Annotated in this window: 20 protein-coding genes and 1 riboswitch; of the genes, 10 read left to right on the forward strand and 10 right to left on the reverse strand. The window is 44.2% G+C overall.

Annotated elements, in window-relative coordinates; translation table 11 throughout:
• The first annotated feature begins 35 nt into the window (after nucleotides 1-35).
• Complete coding sequence (locus ACVHUV_RS04515; protein WP_462086269.1) at nucleotides 36-1,493, forward strand: protein adenylyltransferase SelO; 1,458 nt, start codon at nucleotides 36-38, stop codon at nucleotides 1,491-1,493.
• 69 nt (nucleotides 1,494-1,562) lie between these two features.
• Here the strand turns inward: ACVHUV_RS04515 and ACVHUV_RS04520 are convergent, their stop codons facing one another.
• From ACVHUV_RS04520 to ACVHUV_RS04530, 3 genes are all read right to left on the reverse strand, one after another.
• Nucleotides 1,563-2,114 (reverse strand): DJ-1/PfpI family protein, encoded by a 552-nt coding sequence (locus tag ACVHUV_RS04520; protein WP_462086270.1) that lies wholly within the window; start codon nucleotides 2,112-2,114, stop codon nucleotides 1,563-1,565.
• A 184-nt stretch (nucleotides 2,115-2,298) separates the two neighbouring features.
• The gene (pgeF, locus tag ACVHUV_RS04525; protein ID WP_462086271.1) at nucleotides 2,299-3,060 is read right to left on the reverse strand and encodes a peptidoglycan editing factor PgeF; all 762 of its coding nucleotides are present in this window, start codon (nucleotides 3,058-3,060) and stop codon (nucleotides 2,299-2,301) included.
• A 338-nt stretch (nucleotides 3,061-3,398) separates the two neighbouring features.
• Nucleotides 3,399-3,947 (reverse strand): DUF488 domain-containing protein, encoded by a 549-nt coding sequence (locus tag ACVHUV_RS04530; RefSeq protein ID WP_462086272.1) that lies wholly within the window; start codon nucleotides 3,945-3,947, stop codon nucleotides 3,399-3,401.
• Nucleotides 3,948-4,069: 122 nt separating this feature from the next.
• Here ACVHUV_RS04530 and ACVHUV_RS04535 point away from each other — a divergent pair, with 122 nt between their 5' ends.
• The 3 genes from ACVHUV_RS04535 to ACVHUV_RS04545 all read left to right on the forward strand — a co-directional run bounded on the left by ACVHUV_RS04535 (nucleotide 4,070) and on the right by ACVHUV_RS04545 (nucleotide 6,124).
• Nucleotides 4,070-4,219, forward strand: coding sequence for a hypothetical protein (locus ACVHUV_RS04535; protein WP_462086273.1), 150 nt, complete (start codon nucleotides 4,070-4,072; stop codon nucleotides 4,217-4,219).
• 216 nt (nucleotides 4,220-4,435) lie between these two features.
• The gene (locus ACVHUV_RS04540; RefSeq protein ID WP_317943789.1) at nucleotides 4,436-5,401 is read left to right on the forward strand and encodes an alpha/beta hydrolase; all 966 of its coding nucleotides are present in this window, start codon (nucleotides 4,436-4,438) and stop codon (nucleotides 5,399-5,401) included.
• A gap of 141 nt (nucleotides 5,402-5,542) precedes the next feature.
• Nucleotides 5,543-6,124, forward strand: a complete 582-nt coding sequence (locus ACVHUV_RS04545; protein ID WP_462086274.1) for a histidine phosphatase family protein — start codon at nucleotides 5,543-5,545, stop codon at nucleotides 6,122-6,124.
• Nucleotides 6,125-6,455: 331 nt separating this feature from the next.
• Here the strand turns inward: ACVHUV_RS04545 and thiW are convergent, their stop codons facing one another.
• Genes thiW through thiM form a run of 4 tightly spaced genes read right to left on the reverse strand, consistent with a single transcriptional unit; the run spans nucleotide 6,456 to nucleotide 9,190 of the window.
• Entirely contained in the window at nucleotides 6,456-6,962 is a 507-nt protein-coding gene (gene thiW, locus ACVHUV_RS04550; RefSeq protein WP_462086275.1) for an energy coupling factor transporter S component ThiW, read from the reverse strand.
• Nucleotides 6,959-7,579 carry a thiamine phosphate synthase gene (gene thiE, locus ACVHUV_RS04555; RefSeq protein WP_462086859.1) on the reverse strand — a complete coding sequence of 207 codons (621 nt, stop codon included), beginning with the start codon at nucleotides 7,577-7,579 and terminating at the stop codon, nucleotides 6,959-6,961. Before thiE ends, thiW begins: the two co-directional genes overlap by 4 nt.
• 25 nt (nucleotides 7,580-7,604) lie before the next feature.
• Nucleotides 7,605-8,435 carry a bifunctional hydroxymethylpyrimidine kinase/phosphomethylpyrimidine kinase gene (gene thiD, locus ACVHUV_RS04560; protein ID WP_462086276.1) on the reverse strand — a complete coding sequence of 277 codons (831 nt, stop codon included), beginning with the start codon at nucleotides 8,433-8,435 and terminating at the stop codon, nucleotides 7,605-7,607.
• Nucleotides 8,432-9,190 (reverse strand): hydroxyethylthiazole kinase, encoded by a 759-nt coding sequence (gene thiM, locus ACVHUV_RS04565; RefSeq protein ID WP_462086277.1) that lies wholly within the window; start codon nucleotides 9,188-9,190, stop codon nucleotides 8,432-8,434. Before thiM ends, thiD begins: the two co-directional genes overlap by 4 nt.
• 77 nt (nucleotides 9,191-9,267) lie before the next feature.
• A riboswitch (TPP riboswitch) is annotated at nucleotides 9,268-9,486 on the reverse strand.
• A 248-nt stretch (nucleotides 9,487-9,734) separates the two neighbouring features.
• Here thiM and ACVHUV_RS04570 point away from each other — a divergent pair.
• The 3 genes from ACVHUV_RS04570 to wrbA all read left to right on the forward strand — a co-directional run bounded on the left by ACVHUV_RS04570 (nucleotide 9,735) and on the right by wrbA (nucleotide 12,389).
• A complete protein-coding gene (locus tag ACVHUV_RS04570; protein ID WP_371390381.1) occupies nucleotides 9,735-10,931 on the forward strand; it encodes a DUF3238 domain-containing protein in 1,197 nt (398 codons plus the stop codon).
• 232 nt (nucleotides 10,932-11,163) lie between these two features.
• On the forward strand, nucleotides 11,164-11,766 hold the full coding sequence (locus ACVHUV_RS04575) for an alpha/beta hydrolase (RefSeq protein ID WP_462086278.1): 603 nt from the start codon (nucleotides 11,164-11,166) through the stop codon (nucleotides 11,764-11,766).
• 17 nt (nucleotides 11,767-11,783) lie between these two features.
• Entirely contained in the window at nucleotides 11,784-12,389 is a 606-nt protein-coding gene (gene wrbA, locus ACVHUV_RS04580) for an NAD(P)H:quinone oxidoreductase (RefSeq protein WP_317943778.1), read from the forward strand.
• A 317-nt stretch (nucleotides 12,390-12,706) separates the two neighbouring features.
• Here wrbA and ACVHUV_RS04585 read toward each other — a convergent pair whose 3' ends face one another.
• Together ACVHUV_RS04585 and ACVHUV_RS04590 are read right to left on the reverse strand one after the other, a co-directional pair.
• Nucleotides 12,707-13,435, reverse strand: a complete 729-nt coding sequence (locus ACVHUV_RS04585) for a hypothetical protein (protein WP_462086279.1) — start codon at nucleotides 13,433-13,435, stop codon at nucleotides 12,707-12,709.
• A 206-nt stretch (nucleotides 13,436-13,641) separates the two neighbouring features.
• Nucleotides 13,642-14,187, reverse strand: coding sequence for a hypothetical protein (locus tag ACVHUV_RS04590; RefSeq protein WP_317943775.1), 546 nt, complete (start codon nucleotides 14,185-14,187; stop codon nucleotides 13,642-13,644).
• Nucleotides 14,188-14,301: 114 nt separating this feature from the next.
• Between ACVHUV_RS04590 and ACVHUV_RS04595 the strand changes: the two genes are divergently transcribed.
• From ACVHUV_RS04595 to ACVHUV_RS04605, 3 genes are all read left to right on the forward strand, one after another.
• The gene (locus tag ACVHUV_RS04595; protein ID WP_317943774.1) at nucleotides 14,302-14,889 is read left to right on the forward strand and encodes a TetR/AcrR family transcriptional regulator; all 588 of its coding nucleotides are present in this window, start codon (nucleotides 14,302-14,304) and stop codon (nucleotides 14,887-14,889) included.
• 127 nt (nucleotides 14,890-15,016) lie between these two features.
• A complete protein-coding gene (locus ACVHUV_RS04600) occupies nucleotides 15,017-16,468 on the forward strand; it encodes a vWA domain-containing protein (protein ID WP_462086280.1) in 1,452 nt (483 codons plus the stop codon).
• A gap of 129 nt (nucleotides 16,469-16,597) precedes the next feature.
• The gene (locus ACVHUV_RS04605) at nucleotides 16,598-17,065 is read left to right on the forward strand and encodes a hypothetical protein (RefSeq protein ID WP_462086281.1); all 468 of its coding nucleotides are present in this window, start codon (nucleotides 16,598-16,600) and stop codon (nucleotides 17,063-17,065) included.
• Between the two features lie 168 nt (nucleotides 17,066-17,233).
• Here the strand turns inward: ACVHUV_RS04605 and ACVHUV_RS04610 are convergent, their stop codons facing one another.
• Nucleotides 17,234-17,662 (reverse strand): hypothetical protein, encoded by a 429-nt coding sequence (locus ACVHUV_RS04610; RefSeq protein ID WP_462086282.1) that lies wholly within the window; start codon nucleotides 17,660-17,662, stop codon nucleotides 17,234-17,236.
• Nucleotides 17,663-17,906 lie beyond the last annotated feature (244 nt).

A 17,906-nucleotide genomic window follows, 5' to 3' on the forward strand; every position in this document is an offset into this window, starting at 1 on the left:
GGAGTGCAACTGGAACACAAAAGGAGCGAGGGAGAATGACGAAGAACGGTAGTGGCTGGCAATTTGACAATAGTTATACGCGCTTACCTGACGTGTTTTACGCAACTGTCCTGCCGGAAAAAGCCCCATCCCCAGCGTTGATTATTTGCAATGACGCGTTGGCGAAATCGATCGGTCTACACGTAGATGCATTGCAAAGCGAACAAGGGATTGACGAGCTTGCGGGCAATAAAATCCCTGACGGCGCACAACCGATTGCACAGGCTTATGCAGGTCATCAGTTCGGACATTTCACGATGCTTGGGGACGGCCGAGCGGTGTTGCTCGGTGAACAGTTGACACCAAAAGGCGAGCGTTTGGATATACAGCTAAAAGGTGGCGGTCCAACGCCATTTTCACGTGGTGGAGATGGTCGTGCAGGACTCGGGCCGATGTTACGGGAATACATTATGAGTGAAGCGATGCATGGGTTAGGCATTCCGACAACACGCAGTTTAGCGGTTGTTGTAACTGGATCGCCCGTATACCGCGAAGAAATTTTGGCAGGTGCTGTGTTGACGAGAGTGGCGGCGAGCCATATCCGAGTCGGCACGTTTCAATATGCAGCGGCAAGGCAAGTTGTGGAAGATTTGCAAGCACTTGCTGATTATACAATTGAGCGGCATTACCCAACTGTTGCAAGTCAGGCGAATCCATACGTTGCGTTTTTTGAAGAAGTGATGGATCGCCAAGCGCAGTTGCTTGCAAAATGGCAATGTGTTGGATTTATTCACGGTGTCATGAATACCGATAACATGGCGGTTAGCGGGGAGACGATTGACTATGGGCCGTGCGCGTTTATGGATATGTATGATCCCGCAACTGTCTTTAGTTCCATTGATCGTCAAAGCCGCTACGCATTTGGCAACCAGCCCGGCATAGCGGAGTGGAATCTCGCACGATTTGCGGAAACGCTCTTGCCACTTTTTGATGCGGACACGGAAAAGGCTGTTGGCATCGCCGAACAGTTGTTGTCCCAATTTGGCGAACGGTTCCATCATTATTGGCTAGCCGGCATGCGAAACAAGCTCGGTTTGTTCAATGAAGAGCAAGCTGACGGCCAACTCATAAAAGAGCTATTGCAACTCATGCAGGCGCACAAAGCGGACTTCACCAATACGTTCCGTGCATTAACACTTGGTGAGTTCAGTGAATTGCAAATGGCGTCAAGTGAAGAATTTAAAACGTGGCACAGTCGTTGGAAAGAAAGACGTGCACGACAAGAGCAATTAGAAGAAGCAGTGTCGCAACTAATGAAAAACAATAACCCAAACATCATCCCGCGAAACCATCGCATGGAAGAAGCATTGGATGCCGCCATAAAAGGCGACTTATCGGTCATGGAACACTTCTTGGCAGCCTTGGAAAATCCATACGCCTACACCGAAGACCAAAAACCATACATCCAACCCGCAGACCCGGAAACTCCCTATTTCACCTACTGCGGCACATAAAATTCACGGTGCCTGTTACCAACACGATTCGGAATTGCCGAAATTGTGTTGGTGACAGGCACCCGTTTTTTAGTCCATAAGTCGCATGAATTCCCGCATGAGCCCTGGCAAATCTGGCCAAGCATGTCCGGAAACGAGATTGCGATCCGTATGAAGGTCTTTTTCGATATACGTTGCACCCGTTGCCGAGACGTCTGGTTTGCAAGCGATGTATGCCGTATACTCGCGATCTTTCATGAGATCTGGCAAGACGGATAACACTTGAGCAGCATGGCAAACGACTGCAACCGGTTTGTCTTCTTCAAAGAAATGACGCACAATGCCCGGCAACGATTCATCCAATCGGATATACTCCGGCGCACGTCCCCCAGGAATGATCAAGCCGTCATAATCAGCAGGATTCACATCCGCAAACGCAACATTTGAATCCAGCCCATACGCAGGTTTTTCTACATACGTCTCCATTCCATCGATAAAGTCATGACTCACCGTCTGTAACTTTTTCACGGAAGGCGAAGCGATCGTCGTCTCAAATCCTGCCTCTAAACAACGATAATACGGATAGAAAATCTCCAAAGCTTCAACTGCATCCCCAGCTACAATCAACACTCTCTTACTCATATCCATTCTCCCTTCAACTGTCTGAATTTACCTACTACTCGCTTCCATTCGACACGAATCGGAAAAATCCTCCTCGCAGCTAAAAAGAGAAGGTGGTGGCGGAATATTCGTAATCTTTTTGGTGCCTGTCCCCAAAAAAATTCAGAAAAATACCGGTTCATCTAATATGAACCGGTAGGTGGTATTATTCTTTTCGCATGATAAAGCTTAAATGGCGACCGGCTTTCTTGTCTTGTCGGTAGGAGAAGCCATCTTCGCTTACGTATGTGCATGTTTGATCGACTGTAATTCGTTCAGCTGGTACGCCTGCAAGCTCCAATTGTTTTTTCACAGTACGCTGATTATCAATATGGTATTTATTTGTAGCATCATTAAAATACATGAATTCATCTGCATAGCCGAGCGCCTGAAATTTACTATACACATCTTCATCCACTTCAAATTTTTCCTGACTAAGTGCCATACCGATGTGTACATGCCAATCTGCAGGGGAACATTGCTCTTCGTTCGCAAGCTGTTCAAGCACTTTTCGTGTAATCTCTTTGACAGTCCCTTGCCAACCTGAGTGAATAACGCCGATGATACCGTTGTTTTCATTGTAGAAAATGACGGGAACACAATCTGCTGTAAACGTACATAGCAACAAATTTGGCTCATCAGTATACAATGCATCGACGTCGGGAATTGCGGTATGTGCTTGCGTAGCGCCGCGGCCTTTGTCTGCGTGCGTCACTTTATAAACGTTCGCGCTATGTGTTTGATGGGCGCAAACAAAATCAGTAAGTGCACAATCCACCTGGGTCGCTAGATTTCCTCGGTTTTCAATTACTGCGTCATGGTTAACACAAGCGTGAAGCGCCATATTATTGTCTTCCGCTTGTCCTCTATCCCGCAATGTCGTCCCTGCGATAATGTTTTCGTTCGTCTTGTATCGTTTCATTTTCATATCATCACCTGCTTTTACTATACGCAACGTTCCGCAGTCTGTATAGGACAACACATAAGTCGCGTTAGCTAATCTTACTGCGCGTTAATAAAACGCAATAGGCACCTATCCTCAGTTTGGTCTTTCTATTAATCACGTTTGCTGTATTAACGATCAGTTTATCCAGTCTACCAATCACTTTTCCAGTCCTATCCATCACTATTCACAATCTATCGATCAATTTCGTCTTATGTGCTCGAAAATTTTTCTCTGTTCGCGAATAAAATATAAAAAAACGACCATAATTATGAAGAGCCATAAACGATTTCGACTCCCCCTGCAATCGTTTGTGGCTTTACCTATTTCTCCGGATAGACCACTGTGCCGTCCAATTGTAATTCAGGAGGCGCACCCCATTTACCTGGTTCGTGTTGTTCGATAAGTGTCTTTCCTATTGCACCGTCTACTATATGGCACACTGTCCAACCGTTCAGAGCGAGCCAATTGCTAATTAACAAACGATGACAACGTGCAGGATGCCGCTCGGAACAGCAAATCGCAACGCGGTTCGTACAAGCGAATTCTTTCAGACAATCAAGCCCTTCTTGAAAAGCCGGTTGCAACGTGTAGTCTGCATAATTGTGGAAAGATTGATTGTTCCACGCGTCATTCACTTCTTCATCAACCTCTTTCGATTTGTTCCGTCGACCACCTAATTTTTTTATATGTACATAGTCTACACCCGCTTTCGGCAACCATTCGCTCATACGATCTTCATGAAAATGCGGAAATTTGCGGCTTCCTGGGAATGCTCGAACATCCGCTACCATCTCAATTTCAGCATCCTTCAACAACTTGATAAATTCTTCTTGTGTGTGTGTAGAGTGCCCGATTGTAAAGAGTTCCATGCGACTCATCCTCTCTTATTGTTTGAGTACCCTAACGATCAAGTTTGATAAACGTAATACCTTTTTGTTTGGATTACTAGCACTCGGGAATACTATACGTAACGGCAAAGGGGTGAAACGGTATGACAAAAAGCTACGCTGGCGATAAAGATGATAATCGTAAAGTGAGCGAAGGAGATTCAGCAGTTGCAAACGATGCTGCAAAACGAGCTGAACAACAAGTTGAAGACATAAAAAAAGAAGCCCAAGACGCAGTAAAAAAACAACAATAGATAATAAACCGTCATCCAACAAGGTTGACGGTTTTTTGGTGCCTGTCCCCAAAACAATTCGCAATTGTTTTGGGGACGGGCACCAGAACTATTCCCATTATTCAATCACTAATTCACTATTCTTATTATTTTTAAAAAATTTCCATACATGTTGCTCTGTTTATCTTGTATACTTGTAGTAGGGTGATGTGCCCGCAGATAGAAGATAAAAGGGGAATGAGTACGATTAAGATTCATTGGAAGAAGTTGTTGGTGCTTTTTTCAGTTGTTTTTCTGGTGATCCAAGTGGCGGGGAGCTTCTTTTTCTATGACTTGGCAGTGAAGCGTGGTCCGAAAGAATACTTGCAAGGCAACGCTGATTTAAAAGTCTCAGAGAAAACGAAGCAACTGTACACGAATGGGCATTGGAAGCAATGGGTCGCTAATCAGGAATTTGAATTAGTGAGCCTAACGTCACGGGATGGACTGCAATTGTCCGGTTATTACTTACCTGCTGCACAGCCAACGGATAAGCTTGTCATTTTGACACATGGCTATTTAGGTCATGCCAAACAGATGGGGCTTTTTGGACAGTATTATCACGAAGAATTGAATTACAACATATTTATGCCCGACGCGAGAGGGCATGGCAAAAGTGAAGGCGATTACTATGGGTTCGGTTGGCCGGATCGTCTTGATTTGATAGACTGGACGGATATGTTTGTCCAAAAACTCGGTCCAAATACGGAAGTGGCCTATCACGGGTTATCGATGGGAGCTGCCACGGTCTTGATGGCAAGCGGGGAAGACGGTTTACCCGCTCAAGTGAAAGCAATCATCGCAGACAGTCCATACAAATCTGTCTATCAACTGTTCACGTACCAAATGAATCGCATGTTTCACTTGCCGGCATTTCCATTATTAGATGGCACAAGTGCGCTCACGAAAATTAGAGCGGGCTATTCATTCCGAGAAGCGAGCGCTTTAAAAGAAGTGCAGAAGACAGAAATCCCGATTTTTTATGTTCATGGAAAAAGTGACACTTTCGTTCCGACCGAAATGGCCGAAGAACTGCACCAGAAAACAGCTAGCGAATCAGAGCTGTTTCTAGTTGCCAACGCCAATCATGGTGAAGCGTATGCACTAGCAGGTGACACGTATCGAAAGAAAATGGGGCATTTTCTCGATCGTTATATGAAATGAACGACCAGTTCCTCCATGCAAGTCGGGGGAACTGGTTTATTCTTTTACACAGCATCAAACGGAATCACCACAAATATGTTTTGTGAAAGGAAGGTTTCTTTTCATCTAGCAAGGGAACTTAATGAGTAGGAGGTGCTTGAAGTGGAAAAAGTGATTTATATTGTTAGACATTGTTCAGCTGAAGGTCAATCACCGCATGCAGATTTGACAGCGGAAGGAATTGTACAGGCGGAGAAGCTGGCAGCATTTTTTGATGAGGTAGAAGTGGACCGTATCGTTACAAGTCCTTTTGTCCGAGCGCGCATGACAGCTGAACCTTTAGCGGAGCGGAAAGGATTGTACTTCGAAGAGGATAGTCGATTGGCGGAACGGACGTTGAGTTCGTATGATTTTGAGGATTGGTTGTTAAAATTAGAGGATTCATTTCTCGATGTCCATTTGAAATATGAAGGTGGCGAGTCATCACACGAAGCGATGGAGCGTGTATGTAATGTGGTCGAAGAGTTGCCAGATGGCTCCAAAACGGTGCTCGTTACACATGGAAATCTGATGACGCTCCTCTTAAGATGTTATGACGAGCACGTCGGATTTGCAGAATGGCAGGCACTGACGAATCCCGATGTGTACCGGGTGCATGTAACTGAAGTGGGTGCAAACGTAGAGCGAATTTGGCGGGAAGAACTTCTAGAAGAGTCTCATTCATCCGACCATGTTTTTGAATGAAATGAACGCATCAAAAAGAGAGTCGTCGAAGTTACATACTTGCCGACCGTACAACTGGATACCATCCCTCTAGCTACCATTGTTGGCGATAATAGCTTCCCTAAAATCATATACCGCTCCTCGCCTAATCGCTGGAGCGGTTTTTACGACTCAAAAAGTTATCGATTGAATAGGCTCGCTTATCAATCGAGTTCACAAAGTTATCGATCGGATACCATGAGTTATCAATCAAGTTCACAAAGTTATCGATCGGATAACTAAAGTTATCACCATATCGGGACTTTAGAACCACGCTCACACTTGAACTAAATTCCTCTGACCAAACGTATTCTTACAATCGCCCACCGACACTTTCGATTTTATGCCACGCTGAAGTTTGCTGCAGCCGGACAACAAGAATTAGCCCAAGCGCCGCGCCACTCACCGTTGAAACCATAAATGGGGGGACGAAAAAGAAGGCAGTGACCGTTGTACCCATTAAAATCTTCGCATAAGGTACTGCCAAAAGTGACGCAATCACGCCTGTACCAATCACTTCACCAATCCCAGCGAGCCACGCTTTACCAAACTGTTTATAAAATAGACCTGCCAATAACGCACCGATCATGCCACCGGGGAATGCGAGTAATGACCCTGTGCCAGTCAATACTCGAATAAGTCCCGTCAAAAATGCAATAACAACTGCGGGAATTGGACCTAACAGAATGGCTGCAACTACGTTCACCGCATGCTGGACTGGATACGCGCGTGCTATGCCTGCGGGGAATGAAACGAATGTCGAGCCGGCAACTGCTATCGCAACAAACATCGTCATGATAACCATTTTTCGCGTGTTCATAAAGGAACCCCTTCTTTCTCTATAGATTCAGCAAACGCTTTAGTCGCCGCATAGACATCCGTTGCTCCAGCAATTGATGAAATGACCGAAACCCCGTTTGCGCCCGCAGCAAACACAGGTGCAAAATTATCGACAGTAATGCCGCCGATGCCGACAATCGGTAAATCAGGGTAAACAGACCTTGTCGTCTGAATGAACTGCGTGCCAGCTACCGGTTTTGCGTCCGGTTTTGAAGTGGTCGTGTAGACAGGGCCCATTCCGATGTAATCAGCACCCGCTTCAATTGCGGCTAGCACTTCATCCGACGTATGTGCAGACACGCCAAGTATTTTCCCAATGCCAAGCCGTTTGCGAACAATCGCTGCCTGTTCATCTTCTTGCCCAACATGTACCCCGTCTGCATCAAGTGCTAAAGCAAGGTCCACATCATCGTTCACGATGAACGGAACACTATATTCCTTGCACAACTCTTGGCATTGTCGAGCAAATTCCAGCAATGCTTCGCCTCTTTTCGCACCCGGCCCTTTTTCTCGTAACTGAAAGCAAGTAATGCCGCCACGCAAAGCGCACTCGAGCACATGTAGAGGGTCCTGCGTTCCTGTATTCGTCGAACCCATTATGAAATAAAGTGCCAGTTGCTCTTTATTCAATTATGACAACCTCCTTTGCATCCTGCTTCAATCGATTATATGCCCAGTGATTCGTTGGCCCGTGACCTCCGCCTAATTGTAAGCCATCCGATATGGCCGCTTGAATAAATACCTTCGCTTCACGCACTGCTTCCTGCAAACTTTTTCCTTGCGCAATGAATGCAGTAATTGCGGCAGAAAACGTGCAACCCGTACCATGCGTATCTTTTGTAGCAATCCGTTCTGATTTTAACGTGAATGAATAGCCGTCTGCCCCGAAGAAAAAGTCTTCCGCAAACTGCGCATCATTGCTATGTCCGCCTTTTAAAATGACCGCTTTTGCCCCTGAACTAAGAATCCGGTTCGCTGCTTCTTCGTAATCAGCTGTCGACTGAATCGTCATATCCGCAAGCACTTCCGCTTCCGGAATATTCGGCGTGACGAGAGTAGCAAGAGGAAGTAAATGTGCTTTCAAAGCAGTAACGGCTTCATCTTTAAGTAAAGATGCGCCACCTTTTGCGATCATCACTGGATCAATCACGAGGGGTGGGCAGCCATTGTGCCTTAATGAAACTGCTACCGCCTCAATAATGTCTGCTGAAAATAGCATCCCTGTCTTCACGGCTCCTACTGAAAAATCGTCCAACACAGCTTGTATTTGAGCAGTTACACCTGCCGCCTCAATCGGGTAGACACCGTGTACGCCTAACGTATTTTGTGCAGTAACAGCCGTTAACGCGGACGTCCCGAATACACCAAGCTCTTGGAACGTCTTCAAATCTGCCTGTATACCAGCCCCCCCGCCACTATCTGAACCTGCAATTGTCAAAGCTACTGAAGTCATCTCAAATCCTCCTCTGTTATTGCATAAAGTGCGTTCAATAAATTCACAGCAAAGTCTCCTGGTCCAGTAGATAGTGCCGCTGCCTGTTCACCTGCTCTTTTATAAATAGCCAAAGCGTTTTCCGCTGCTTCCAACTTGTGATCGTCTGCCACTGCAACAAATGCAGCAACGACCGCACTTAACAGGCAACCTACGCCTGTGACACGTGTCATAAGTGAATGGCCCCCAGCAATTCGCACGACCCTTTTGCCGTCTGTAACAAGATCCTCAACACCGGTCACTGCAACAAGACAGCTGTATCGCGTCGCCACTTCAAGCGCGAGCTGTTCCAAATCTGCCTCTCCATCTCCTGCATCAACCCCTTTTGCTTGCCAATCAATTCCTGCAATTGCTGCAAGTTCCCCAGCGTTGCAACGAATAAGGGACACAGGAACTTTCTCTAAAATCGATAGGACAGCGGCTTTTCGGAATGAGGTCGCTCCAGCACCGACTGGATCGAGGATGACCGGAATGCCATTAGCCGCCGCACGCTCCCCAGCAAGGCACATCGCCTCGACACTGACCGCTTTAAGCGTACCGATATTCAATACGACAGCTGATGAAACAGCCGCCATATCCGCTGCTTCTTCAACCGCATCCGCCATGACAGGGGAAGCTCCTAGTGCAAGCAAGCCATTCGCTTGGAAATTCGCAACAACAATATTCGTAATGCAATGAATCAACGGTTTTTCATCTCGTAGTTTTTGTAAATACATCGTCAACATGCCTCCATATATGCAAAAAAGCCGCTCCTGACAGGGCGTCAAGAAGCGGCTTGCAAATTCAATGGATAGAAGTTGCGCACCCACTTCCCTCCGCTGGTATCAACCAGATCAGGTTCAAAGGGTCCGCGTATTCATACACGTCTCAGCCTAGCGCATTGCATGTTTCATTTGCTATCAGCTCTGTCCGATTTTTAATGTTTCACCATGATATACGCATAGTGAACATGAAATCGGTACGAGTGTTTTGCAAATTTACACACGTGCATAAGGCACCCCTAGTGGCAATTTTACGATTTGTTTTCAAAATTACTATAACATAGTTTCGCAGATTCGCAAGAAGGGCAAGGAAATAGTAATGGGTACATTCAAGCATGTTGATGCATATAAGCATACGCCATGTACGCGGATAGTGACTGGGACGCACAATCGTTAATGGATAGATCGTTCACTTTCGCATAAGCTGTTCAATTGATTGGTACGTTATGTTTAGCGATGTTGAAAGTTCCCCAAAATAGAGGTAAAGGGAGGCGCAAACATGTTATTTGAAATACAGTCTGTAAAGCATGAACATGATTTGATTTCATTCACATGGAATGATGTCGGAGGTTTTTACAACGTGTATAAAGATGGTGAACATGTCTATGAAGGAACCGTGCCGGAATTTCAAGACGGGGATTTCAAACATGGTAAATTCTATCATTACATGGTAGAACGTGTTGAGGATAATCAAGTCGTCGATGTCATTGCATTGCAAACGTCTGCTTTTGCTGAAGAAAAGAACGTCGAGAATCCCTTGCAATCTCTTGTCATGACGACAATCGTAGCGAAAACGCAAATCGCCTTGTCATGGGAAGGTATGAAGGACATAGAAGAATACGGCATTTATCGGAATGGAAAATTTGTAAAGATGGTCAACACAAATTGGTACATCGACCGGGATATTGACATGGACGAATCATACGACTATATGATTCGAGCAAGACGTCCGCTTGAAAAATCAGAGGAGCGTTTGACATCCGTTAAATCGGTTTTGTCTAATGTGTTTGGTTCGCTGCATCCCAATTCATCACGTAAGGAAGCTGCTATTGAAACATTTTCGACCGTCAAGTGGATCGGCAAGCCGCGAGAGCTTTTACAGCCAGTGAATGAAAGGGAAAAGACGTTGCATCCTATAGATCGATGGAAATTACGTTATACAACGTTTCTTGCAGAGGAATGGGTACGGAATCCAAATTTGTTGTCACCCAATCATTATTTCAAAGGAGACGCCCGTGACTTTGATCCGAATGGCGATGGTTTTCGTACGCGTGTCGATATTGAGCTCGCGTACGATGAAAAAGGTGAACCGCTGACGTTTACAAAAGAGGTAGGTCCGTCAATTGCATATGACCATTTAAAAAACTTCCGGGAAAAAGCACGAGCTTCTTCAGACGGGATTACGCTGCAACGCAAAGATCACAAAAAAGGAGAATCCGGATTTCTTCTCGAACATGCAGTAGGCAATCCATTGACAACAGCGCCACTCATTGACTATGAAGTGTCTGCAGTGTTTAAACGGCATGGAACGTTCGATATGTGCGGCTATTTTGACCCAGCACCCCATCATGAAATTTACTTGATGAAGGGGAGAGGGGAAGCTTGGAAGCCAGTGTTACAAGTTGAAAGTAGAGGACTTGCCTTCATGTCGGATGCAATTGCCTATCACTATTGGCGTTGTTCAAACTTTGAGTAATCATTCTGCTGAAATCAATCAACATTTTTGACAACTTAGAATATCTTTGGTACATTTATCTTTAATTCAAGATATCTTAATTCGAGATAATGGTAAGCGGTACTAACAAGAAACGAATGCTACTAGGCTGAATTTTGCAGTGGATAGCTCACTATGAGCAGTTCCTCGACCAATTGGAAGCGTAGATCATACCGTTTCATGTACGAGAAGTAAATCGAAAGGGGGGAGCATGATGAAGCACGTCTTTGAACAAGGAACATCTAAACGGACATTGTTGCTATTGCACGGAACAGGTGGTAACGAACAAGATCTGTTACCGTTAGCAACATTGATAGACCCGGATGCTTCGGTTTTAAGTGTCCGAGGTAATGTATTGGAAAATGGTATGCCGCGTTTTTTCAGAAGACTGGCAGAAGGCGTTTTTGACGAAGAAGATTTAGTGTTCAGAACGAATGAATTACATGCGTTTTTGGATGAAGCAGCTGAGAAATACGGGTTTGATCGATCAGAAGTCGTAGCTGTCGGCTATTCAAATGGTGCGAATATTGCAGGGAGCTTACTATTCCACTATGCTGATTCATTAAAAGGAGCAATCTTGCATCATCCGATGGTACCAAGGCGAGGGATTGAATTACCGGATCTCAGCAAAGTTCCGGTGTTCATTGCCGCAGGGAAAAATGATCCGATTTGTCCGGCGAAAGAAACGTTGGATTTGTTGTCGCTTCTAACAAATGCAGGTGCACGTACAGAAGTCCATTGGGAAATGAACGGCCATGCGTTAACGCAATCAGAAGTGCAGGAAGCAGCAAGTTGGTATAAAGAATTTCTACAATAAGAAAAGGGGTTTTACTCATGACGAACACAGCGATTGTTTACTACAGTTCAGGTGGTACGAATTATCAGTTGGCACAATGGGCAGCAGAAGCAGCGAAGGAAATGGGTTCCGAAGTACGCGTGTTAAAAGCTGCAGAAACAGCTCCTCAAGCCGCAATCGATTCAAATCCGGCATGGAAAGCACATGTGGAAGCGACGAAAGATGTGCCTGAGGTGAAGCCGGAAGACCTCGAATGGGCAGATGCGATCATCTTCAGTGTACCGACGCGTTTCGGCAATATGCCCGGCCAAATGAAGAATTTCTTGGATACGACAGGTGGCCTATGGGCGAAAGGTAAGCTTGCCAATAAAGCGGTCAGTGCAATGTCTTCCGCGCAAAATCCACATGGTGGCCAAGAAGCAACAATCCTCTCGTTGTATACGACGATGTATCACTGGGGTGCAATTGTTGCGGCTCCGGGTTATACGGATCCAGTCACATTCGGTGCGGGTGGAAACCCATATGGCACGAGCGTAACAGTCGGTCAAGATGGCAAAATGATCGAAGACGTGGAAGCAGCAGTAAAGCATCAGGCAAAACGTACGGTGAAAGTAGCCGAAGCGTTGAAGCATTTAGAAATGTAATAGAAGAAAAGCCACTCCTTTATGGATGGCTCTGAGTGTAGACAAAGTCGATTTTACTTTGTCTACACTTTTTTTGATGTGATTTTTGAGAAATTGGCACACGTCTTAGCTTGGCTTGAAAACGCTTGCGAGGTGGAAGGCGATCTGAATTCGGAATGTCTTGTCACGACTACTACATGACCCGCATCGTGTAGGTCGGCTCGACAGCAAGTCAAGCCTCAAATAGAACTAAAGTTCATGAGAGGGCGGGCAAGTCGAGCAACAACGCATAAAAGCGCTTATCAACAGGCTGTACCAATCCATTGGAGGTTGGCATTTTACGTTTTAAATTGCCTTTTGAACGGAAAGTAGCGACTCATCAAAATGAGTCCAATTAGTAATGAGAAAAACGGGAAGATGAATGGGAATACAATGGATGGCATCCAGTTCCAAGCATCTGTATAGTAACCTACAGCAATTGGGGAAGTACCGCTATTCGTTAGCAATAGTGTCTGCAAGGCGTTTCGATCGGTAAAGGTAAACGAGTCGCTTTCTAAGCTTCCCGCTTCGTCCAAGCTGTATAAGCTGTAAGTTAACGAATCAAAAGGGACTGTTCCCAGAACATTTCCGTTCTCAATGATATCTTTTGTTTCCTTCAAAATTATATAAAGCTTCTCATCGTCTTTCTCTTTATCTTTTACAATTATGAAAGAGATGTTTCCATAGTATTTAGCTAATCCCTCGTCTTCAGCCCGTATTGGATAGTTTTCCAGTGTATCTAGTCTTTTTCCGTTTACGATAATCGATAAATTGGCAAATGCGATTTTGTAATTCCAGCGATCCGTATAATTACCTTCGTCTATTATGGTCTCTTCAACTTTTATCTTATGATTTTTATAAGTGAACTCTGATTTGGGTGGAGGATATCTGTTACTAATTTTATGTAACTCATAGCGTGCCAACATTTGATTGGTATGAATTGTTTCCATCGCCATCGTAGCACTCATTGGAAGTGAACTAATGAATAGGATAGCGCCGAGTAAAAATAAAACTATTCTTTTTTTCATTCCCCCTCCACTCCTTTCCTGACATCATACTTTATTGGAGAGCTGTTGCACAACAAAGGGTGAAGGTTCTTTTGTAGAGTGTTATGCGTACTCCATGCACACTTGTTGGTGATTATCAACAGTTGGAGCGATGTATGTTGCTTGTACTGTTCATGCACCTTTGCATAATTTTATGCGCTCCTTATGTAATATGAGCGCTTATGACTCTATGATTTTGTTTTTGCTTGTCGTGGCCATATGAAATAAGAAATAGAAATGACAAAATCAATCCCTAAGATGAGAGACCACAGTTTCAACATACCGGATAAGGCTTCAGTTTGTGTTGGATCGTCGATCAAGTAAATCATGATGAAAAGAAATGCACCACCAATGATGAAGGCTAATACATGTTGAAGCGATCCTTTGAAGGAATGTTTGGCATGATCCCAGCCAGTTTTCCTCATTGGTTTCGGTCCTTGTTTCTTTACATAATAGACAAATCGTTCGTCTGCCCAACGAATCATGCTTTTCCCGAACGCCACGGAGATCCCTAGATAGATAGCGGCGATAGCGTGAACTTGTGTAGCAGTTGCTCCGTTGTACAAGTCGGTTGCTGTAACAATCAGTAAAAGTAAATCGATTACAGGTGTGAGGGCGAGAAAAAATAAACCGAGACGTTTTCTGTTAAATAGATAACGTGTTATTAGTCCTGCAAGGATAACGACCCAAAACCCAATTTCACAAGCTATAATTGCCCAAGCGATAAGATTCAACAACAGCACTCCTTTTATTTAATACATTTGTATTGTTATTTTAAATAATAGCATATTTCGTTTATTTAATACAGCTGTATTGTTAATTTCTCGAAATTATTCTACACTAACAATATGCCGAAAATCGTAAATCATGAAGAGCGAAAGAAACAGATTGCAGAAGCGATGTGGCGAGTCATTTTGGATAAAGGAATGGAAGGGGCAACAGTTAGAAATATTGCGGAAGAGGCGGGGCTATCATTAGGAGCGCTCCGACATTATTTTTCAAACCAAGATGACTTGCTTGTCTATGCGATGACGCTTGTACAGGAAAGGGCGACGGATCGGATTGAGGCTGTCGCGAAACAGAATTTACCTCCGAAGGAAATGGTTTTAGCCGTGCTACTAGAAATTGTGCCAGTGAATCAAGAAACGCTAGCAGAAATGGAAGTGTGGTTTGCATTTATGGCGCATGTGAACCATCGGAGGGAAGAATTGAATATCCCGGACGATGGAATCGTGACAGGGGTACATAAAATCATTGCCTATTTGGATAACGTAGGTTTATTAAAAGAAGGATTAGACTTGGATTTGGAAATGGAGCGGCTCTATGCGATTATTGATGGCATTGCTATTCACGCGCTTTTTGGAGCAGGACGTTTGGAGGCAGAGCGTGTGAAGAAAACGCTACAATATCATATTGATTCAATTTGTGTAGAGTAAGGATTGTCGAGGACTTTTGGTATAGTGTGACATTCGGGACTAATTATTCTTCTTTTCTGTTTTCTATCGTGTTTATTCCTTCGACTTGATAAAATGGCGATAGATTCCAATGAGAGGATGGAAATAAATGAGAAATTGGTCAATTCGTTTAGTAGTCATCACTCTAGTATCGATCGTTTTGATTGGTTGTTCAGAGAAGGAAAAGAAGGAACCTGAAGTGCTTCCGGAAACGTCAGCAGAAGAGACGGAACAGCATGAAACAACTGAAGAAGTGCTAGATGAAGAACTACCTGCTAAAACAAGTGATTTACAGGAAATTGAGGCCGTACAGATTCCAGACTCTGAAGAAACATTCCGCGCGCAACAGCCAGGGCTTTTCACTGCTGAAATCCCATACGAAGAAGAAACGAAACAAGTATGGGGGAGATTCGGGTTAGGAGATTATAAAGAGGCGTTAACCGAAAAATTAGAAGTGCTAGCTGCGCAATCTCAAGACCCGGAGTTGATCTTTAAAGCATTGAACTACTATGTTGGAAGTAATGCGTATGACCAAGTAGCAACCGAGTTGGAAGCGTTCAGTGTAGAATGGTTTGAACCTTATCTTCCAGAGCCTGGAGAGGTTGAGGGAAGTGACGAGGTGGAGCAACAGCCAGGCCAAGCAGTAATTCTCTTGGATGCTAGTTCTAGCATGTTGTTGAATGTTGAAGGAAAGCAGAAGATGACCATTGCAAAGAAGGCGACGTCACGATTTGCAAGTACAATCGGTATGCGTGATGAAGTGTCATTAATTATCTACGGGCATGCCGGGACACAAAATAAGTCGGATAAAGAGCTTTCTTGTACGACAATCGATGAAGTGTATCCGATGGGCAGTTTTAATGCGGAAAAATTTAAGAGTGCTGTCGATGGAGTGGAAGCAAAAGGATGGACACCAATTGCTGAAGCGATTAATTATACACGTGAACAAACGAAGGATGCTTCAGGGAAGTTGACGGTCTATATCGTTAGTGATGGAGCAGAGACTTGCGGCGGAGATCCGGTAGCCGAAGCAAAAGCCTTTGCAGAAGCAAGTCCAGATCGCCAAGTGAATATCATTGGGTTTGACGTAGACCAAGAAGGAGAAAACCAGTTAAAGGCCGTGGCTGAAGCTGGAAAAGGCGAGTATATTTCAGCGAAAACGATTGATGAGCTCGATCAATCGATTACGAAACAATGGCTGCCATCTCTGACAGAGGTTATGAGTGCATCTAATTCTCTACTAAAACATTGGGGGCAAGGTCACAATGAAATGATCGATCGTTCGAATATTTCTTCGCGATTTTATTATGCCTCACTAAACGAAGCTTCTCGTATGCATGAAGCACTTCAAATAATGCGCTCCGAAAACTGGATTACGCAAGAGATGCAAGATGAAGTACGAGCAATGATAAAGGTCAAAGAAGAAGATGCTCTCACAGTAAAGAAGGAAATGGACGAACGAGCAAGAACTCGGATTGAAAATGAACGACAAGAAATCGTGCAACGTGTGAAAGAATGGACAGACAGGATGTTTGAACTTCGAAGGACACAAGGGAAATAATGCTTGAAAGAATCAAAACTTGTCAGGCGTGAGACTGCCAATAAAAAACTGGTGCGAATCCATAATAGCCAGTGATGTGAGAACCTACTCGACCTGTCATCGTCCTATTAAAAAGGGGGGTCGGTAGATATGAAAAAGTTCTTAACAATTGCGATGTGTGTCATCATTGTTGGATTAGTCATTAATCAAATGTTCAACAAAGACATCTGGGATGAAAACCGGAAACTGTTGAAGGAAAATGTACTTGCTACTGAAGCAACAGAAGAACCTGTAAGCCTCTCTTCTCTCACACCCTTCGACTGGGATCGTGTCTACTCAATCGATCCCTATGCTTCAAAAGAGGAGATATACGATGTAGTTGGCTACAAATGGGATAACGTCGAGCAAACGCTAAGCGAGGGAATGAACCAACTCGTATTTATGAAAGAAGATAAAGTTGTCTGCTATGTTTATGGCTATCCTGAAAATAATGGCTTTGGCATTTACTTTGAAGGGACAGAAACAGAAGGAAGAGCAACTGTACTTCATAAAGAAGACGATGTATTGTTTAAGCGTCACACGTTTGACGATACAATCGTGTACATGCAGGTGGAATAAAAGAAGGAAGCCGATAACTAGAGGCTTCCTTTTTTATTTCATCCATAAGGCAGGCATCTTTCATTCTGCTAAACCGTAGAAATCTGAAGAATACGCGTTTTTTGAGCAATAATCAGCCTCTTATTTGGATCGAATTCTCTAACGGTTAACGAGGACATCAATTACTTATCAGTCCAATATATGTACGTCGCCCGTATCCGGATTCACTAATACAGCAATGCTTTGCTGCTCTTTATCAATCCCTTCGAAAACGTATGCTCGATTCGGTTTGAAAGGATTCAGACTCCTTTCCATCGGCACCGATTGTTTCGCTGATATTAGCAAAGGATAGTTTGCTAGCGCTAGTTCTTCAGCTGCTTGTTGCGTCACTTTTGGCAATGAAAGCATCGCACAAACAGCAAACAGACATACAAAGACGACATACCGTATCCGTTGCTTTTGACGCCGCATCAGATGTGCATACATAATAACGTGAAGCGATAGTAAAAGAATGAGCAAATTCAACGGCATGATCCCGCCGTAAATTTTTTGATTCAAGAAAAGCAGTAACATAAGCAAGATTGATGAAATAATTATTCCAGGTACGTATTTAGTCAAGTCATTCACCTGTTCCCATTGTATTAGTTAATCAGCAATTATGTTTAAATTTCCCATAATTTTATTGTAAGGGTAGCGGAAACAAATAGCTATTGCAAATTGGCATCCATGCTTTTGTAACTGTGAAGAGAAGGCGAACTAAGAGCTGGGGAAAACAAAAAAATGCGTGAAGGCAAATTCACCTTCATGCATTTTTCCTTGATTAGGAGTGGGGGGCAGATGGGAGGCCTACGTAAGGTTTTAT

Source organism: Sporosarcina saromensis (genome assembly GCF_054901285.1).

What these genes read in the sequence shown, in the direction of transcription:
- ACVHUV_RS04515 (WP_462086269.1), top strand. Translation starts at nt 36, where the DNA reads ATGACGAAGAACGGTAGTGGCTGGCAATTTGACAATAGTTATACGCGC.
- ACVHUV_RS04520 (WP_462086270.1), bottom strand. Translation starts at nt 2,114, where the DNA reads ATGAGTAAGAGAGTGTTGATTGTAGCTGGGGATGCAGTTGAAGCTTTG.
- pgeF (WP_462086271.1), bottom strand. Translation starts at nt 3,060, where the DNA reads ATGAAAATGAAACGATACAAGACGAACGAAAACATTATCGCAGGGACG.
- ACVHUV_RS04530 (WP_462086272.1), bottom strand. Translation starts at nt 3,947, where the DNA reads ATGGAACTCTTTACAATCGGGCACTCTACACACACACAAGAAGAATTT.
- ACVHUV_RS04535 (WP_462086273.1), top strand. Translation starts at nt 4,070, where the DNA reads ATGACAAAAAGCTACGCTGGCGATAAAGATGATAATCGTAAAGTGAGC.
- ACVHUV_RS04540 (WP_317943789.1), top strand. Translation starts at nt 4,436, where the DNA reads ATGAGTACGATTAAGATTCATTGGAAGAAGTTGTTGGTGCTTTTTTCA.
- thiW (WP_462086275.1), bottom strand. Translation starts at nt 6,962, where the DNA reads ATGAACACGCGAAAAATGGTTATCATGACGATGTTTGTTGCGATAGCA.
- thiE (WP_462086859.1), bottom strand. Translation starts at nt 7,579, where the DNA reads ATGGGTTCGACGAATACAGGAACGCAGGACCCTCTACATGTGCTCGAG.
- thiD (WP_462086276.1), bottom strand. Translation starts at nt 8,435, where the DNA reads ATGACTTCAGTAGCTTTGACAATTGCAGGTTCAGATAGTGGCGGGGGG.
- thiM (WP_462086277.1), bottom strand. Translation starts at nt 9,190, where the DNA reads ATGTATTTACAAAAACTACGAGATGAAAAACCGTTGATTCATTGCATT.
- ACVHUV_RS04570 (WP_371390381.1), top strand. Translation starts at nt 9,735, where the DNA reads ATGTTATTTGAAATACAGTCTGTAAAGCATGAACATGATTTGATTTCA.
- ACVHUV_RS04575 (WP_462086278.1), top strand. Translation starts at nt 11,164, where the DNA reads ATGAAGCACGTCTTTGAACAAGGAACATCTAAACGGACATTGTTGCTA.
- wrbA (WP_317943778.1), top strand. Translation starts at nt 11,784, where the DNA reads ATGACGAACACAGCGATTGTTTACTACAGTTCAGGTGGTACGAATTAT.
- ACVHUV_RS04585 (WP_462086279.1), bottom strand. Translation starts at nt 13,435, where the DNA reads ATGAAAAAAAGAATAGTTTTATTTTTACTCGGCGCTATCCTATTCATT.
- ACVHUV_RS04595 (WP_317943774.1), top strand. Translation starts at nt 14,302, where the DNA reads ATGCCGAAAATCGTAAATCATGAAGAGCGAAAGAAACAGATTGCAGAA.
- ACVHUV_RS04600 (WP_462086280.1), top strand. Translation starts at nt 15,017, where the DNA reads ATGAGAAATTGGTCAATTCGTTTAGTAGTCATCACTCTAGTATCGATC.
- ACVHUV_RS04605 (WP_462086281.1), top strand. Translation starts at nt 16,598, where the DNA reads ATGAAAAAGTTCTTAACAATTGCGATGTGTGTCATCATTGTTGGATTA.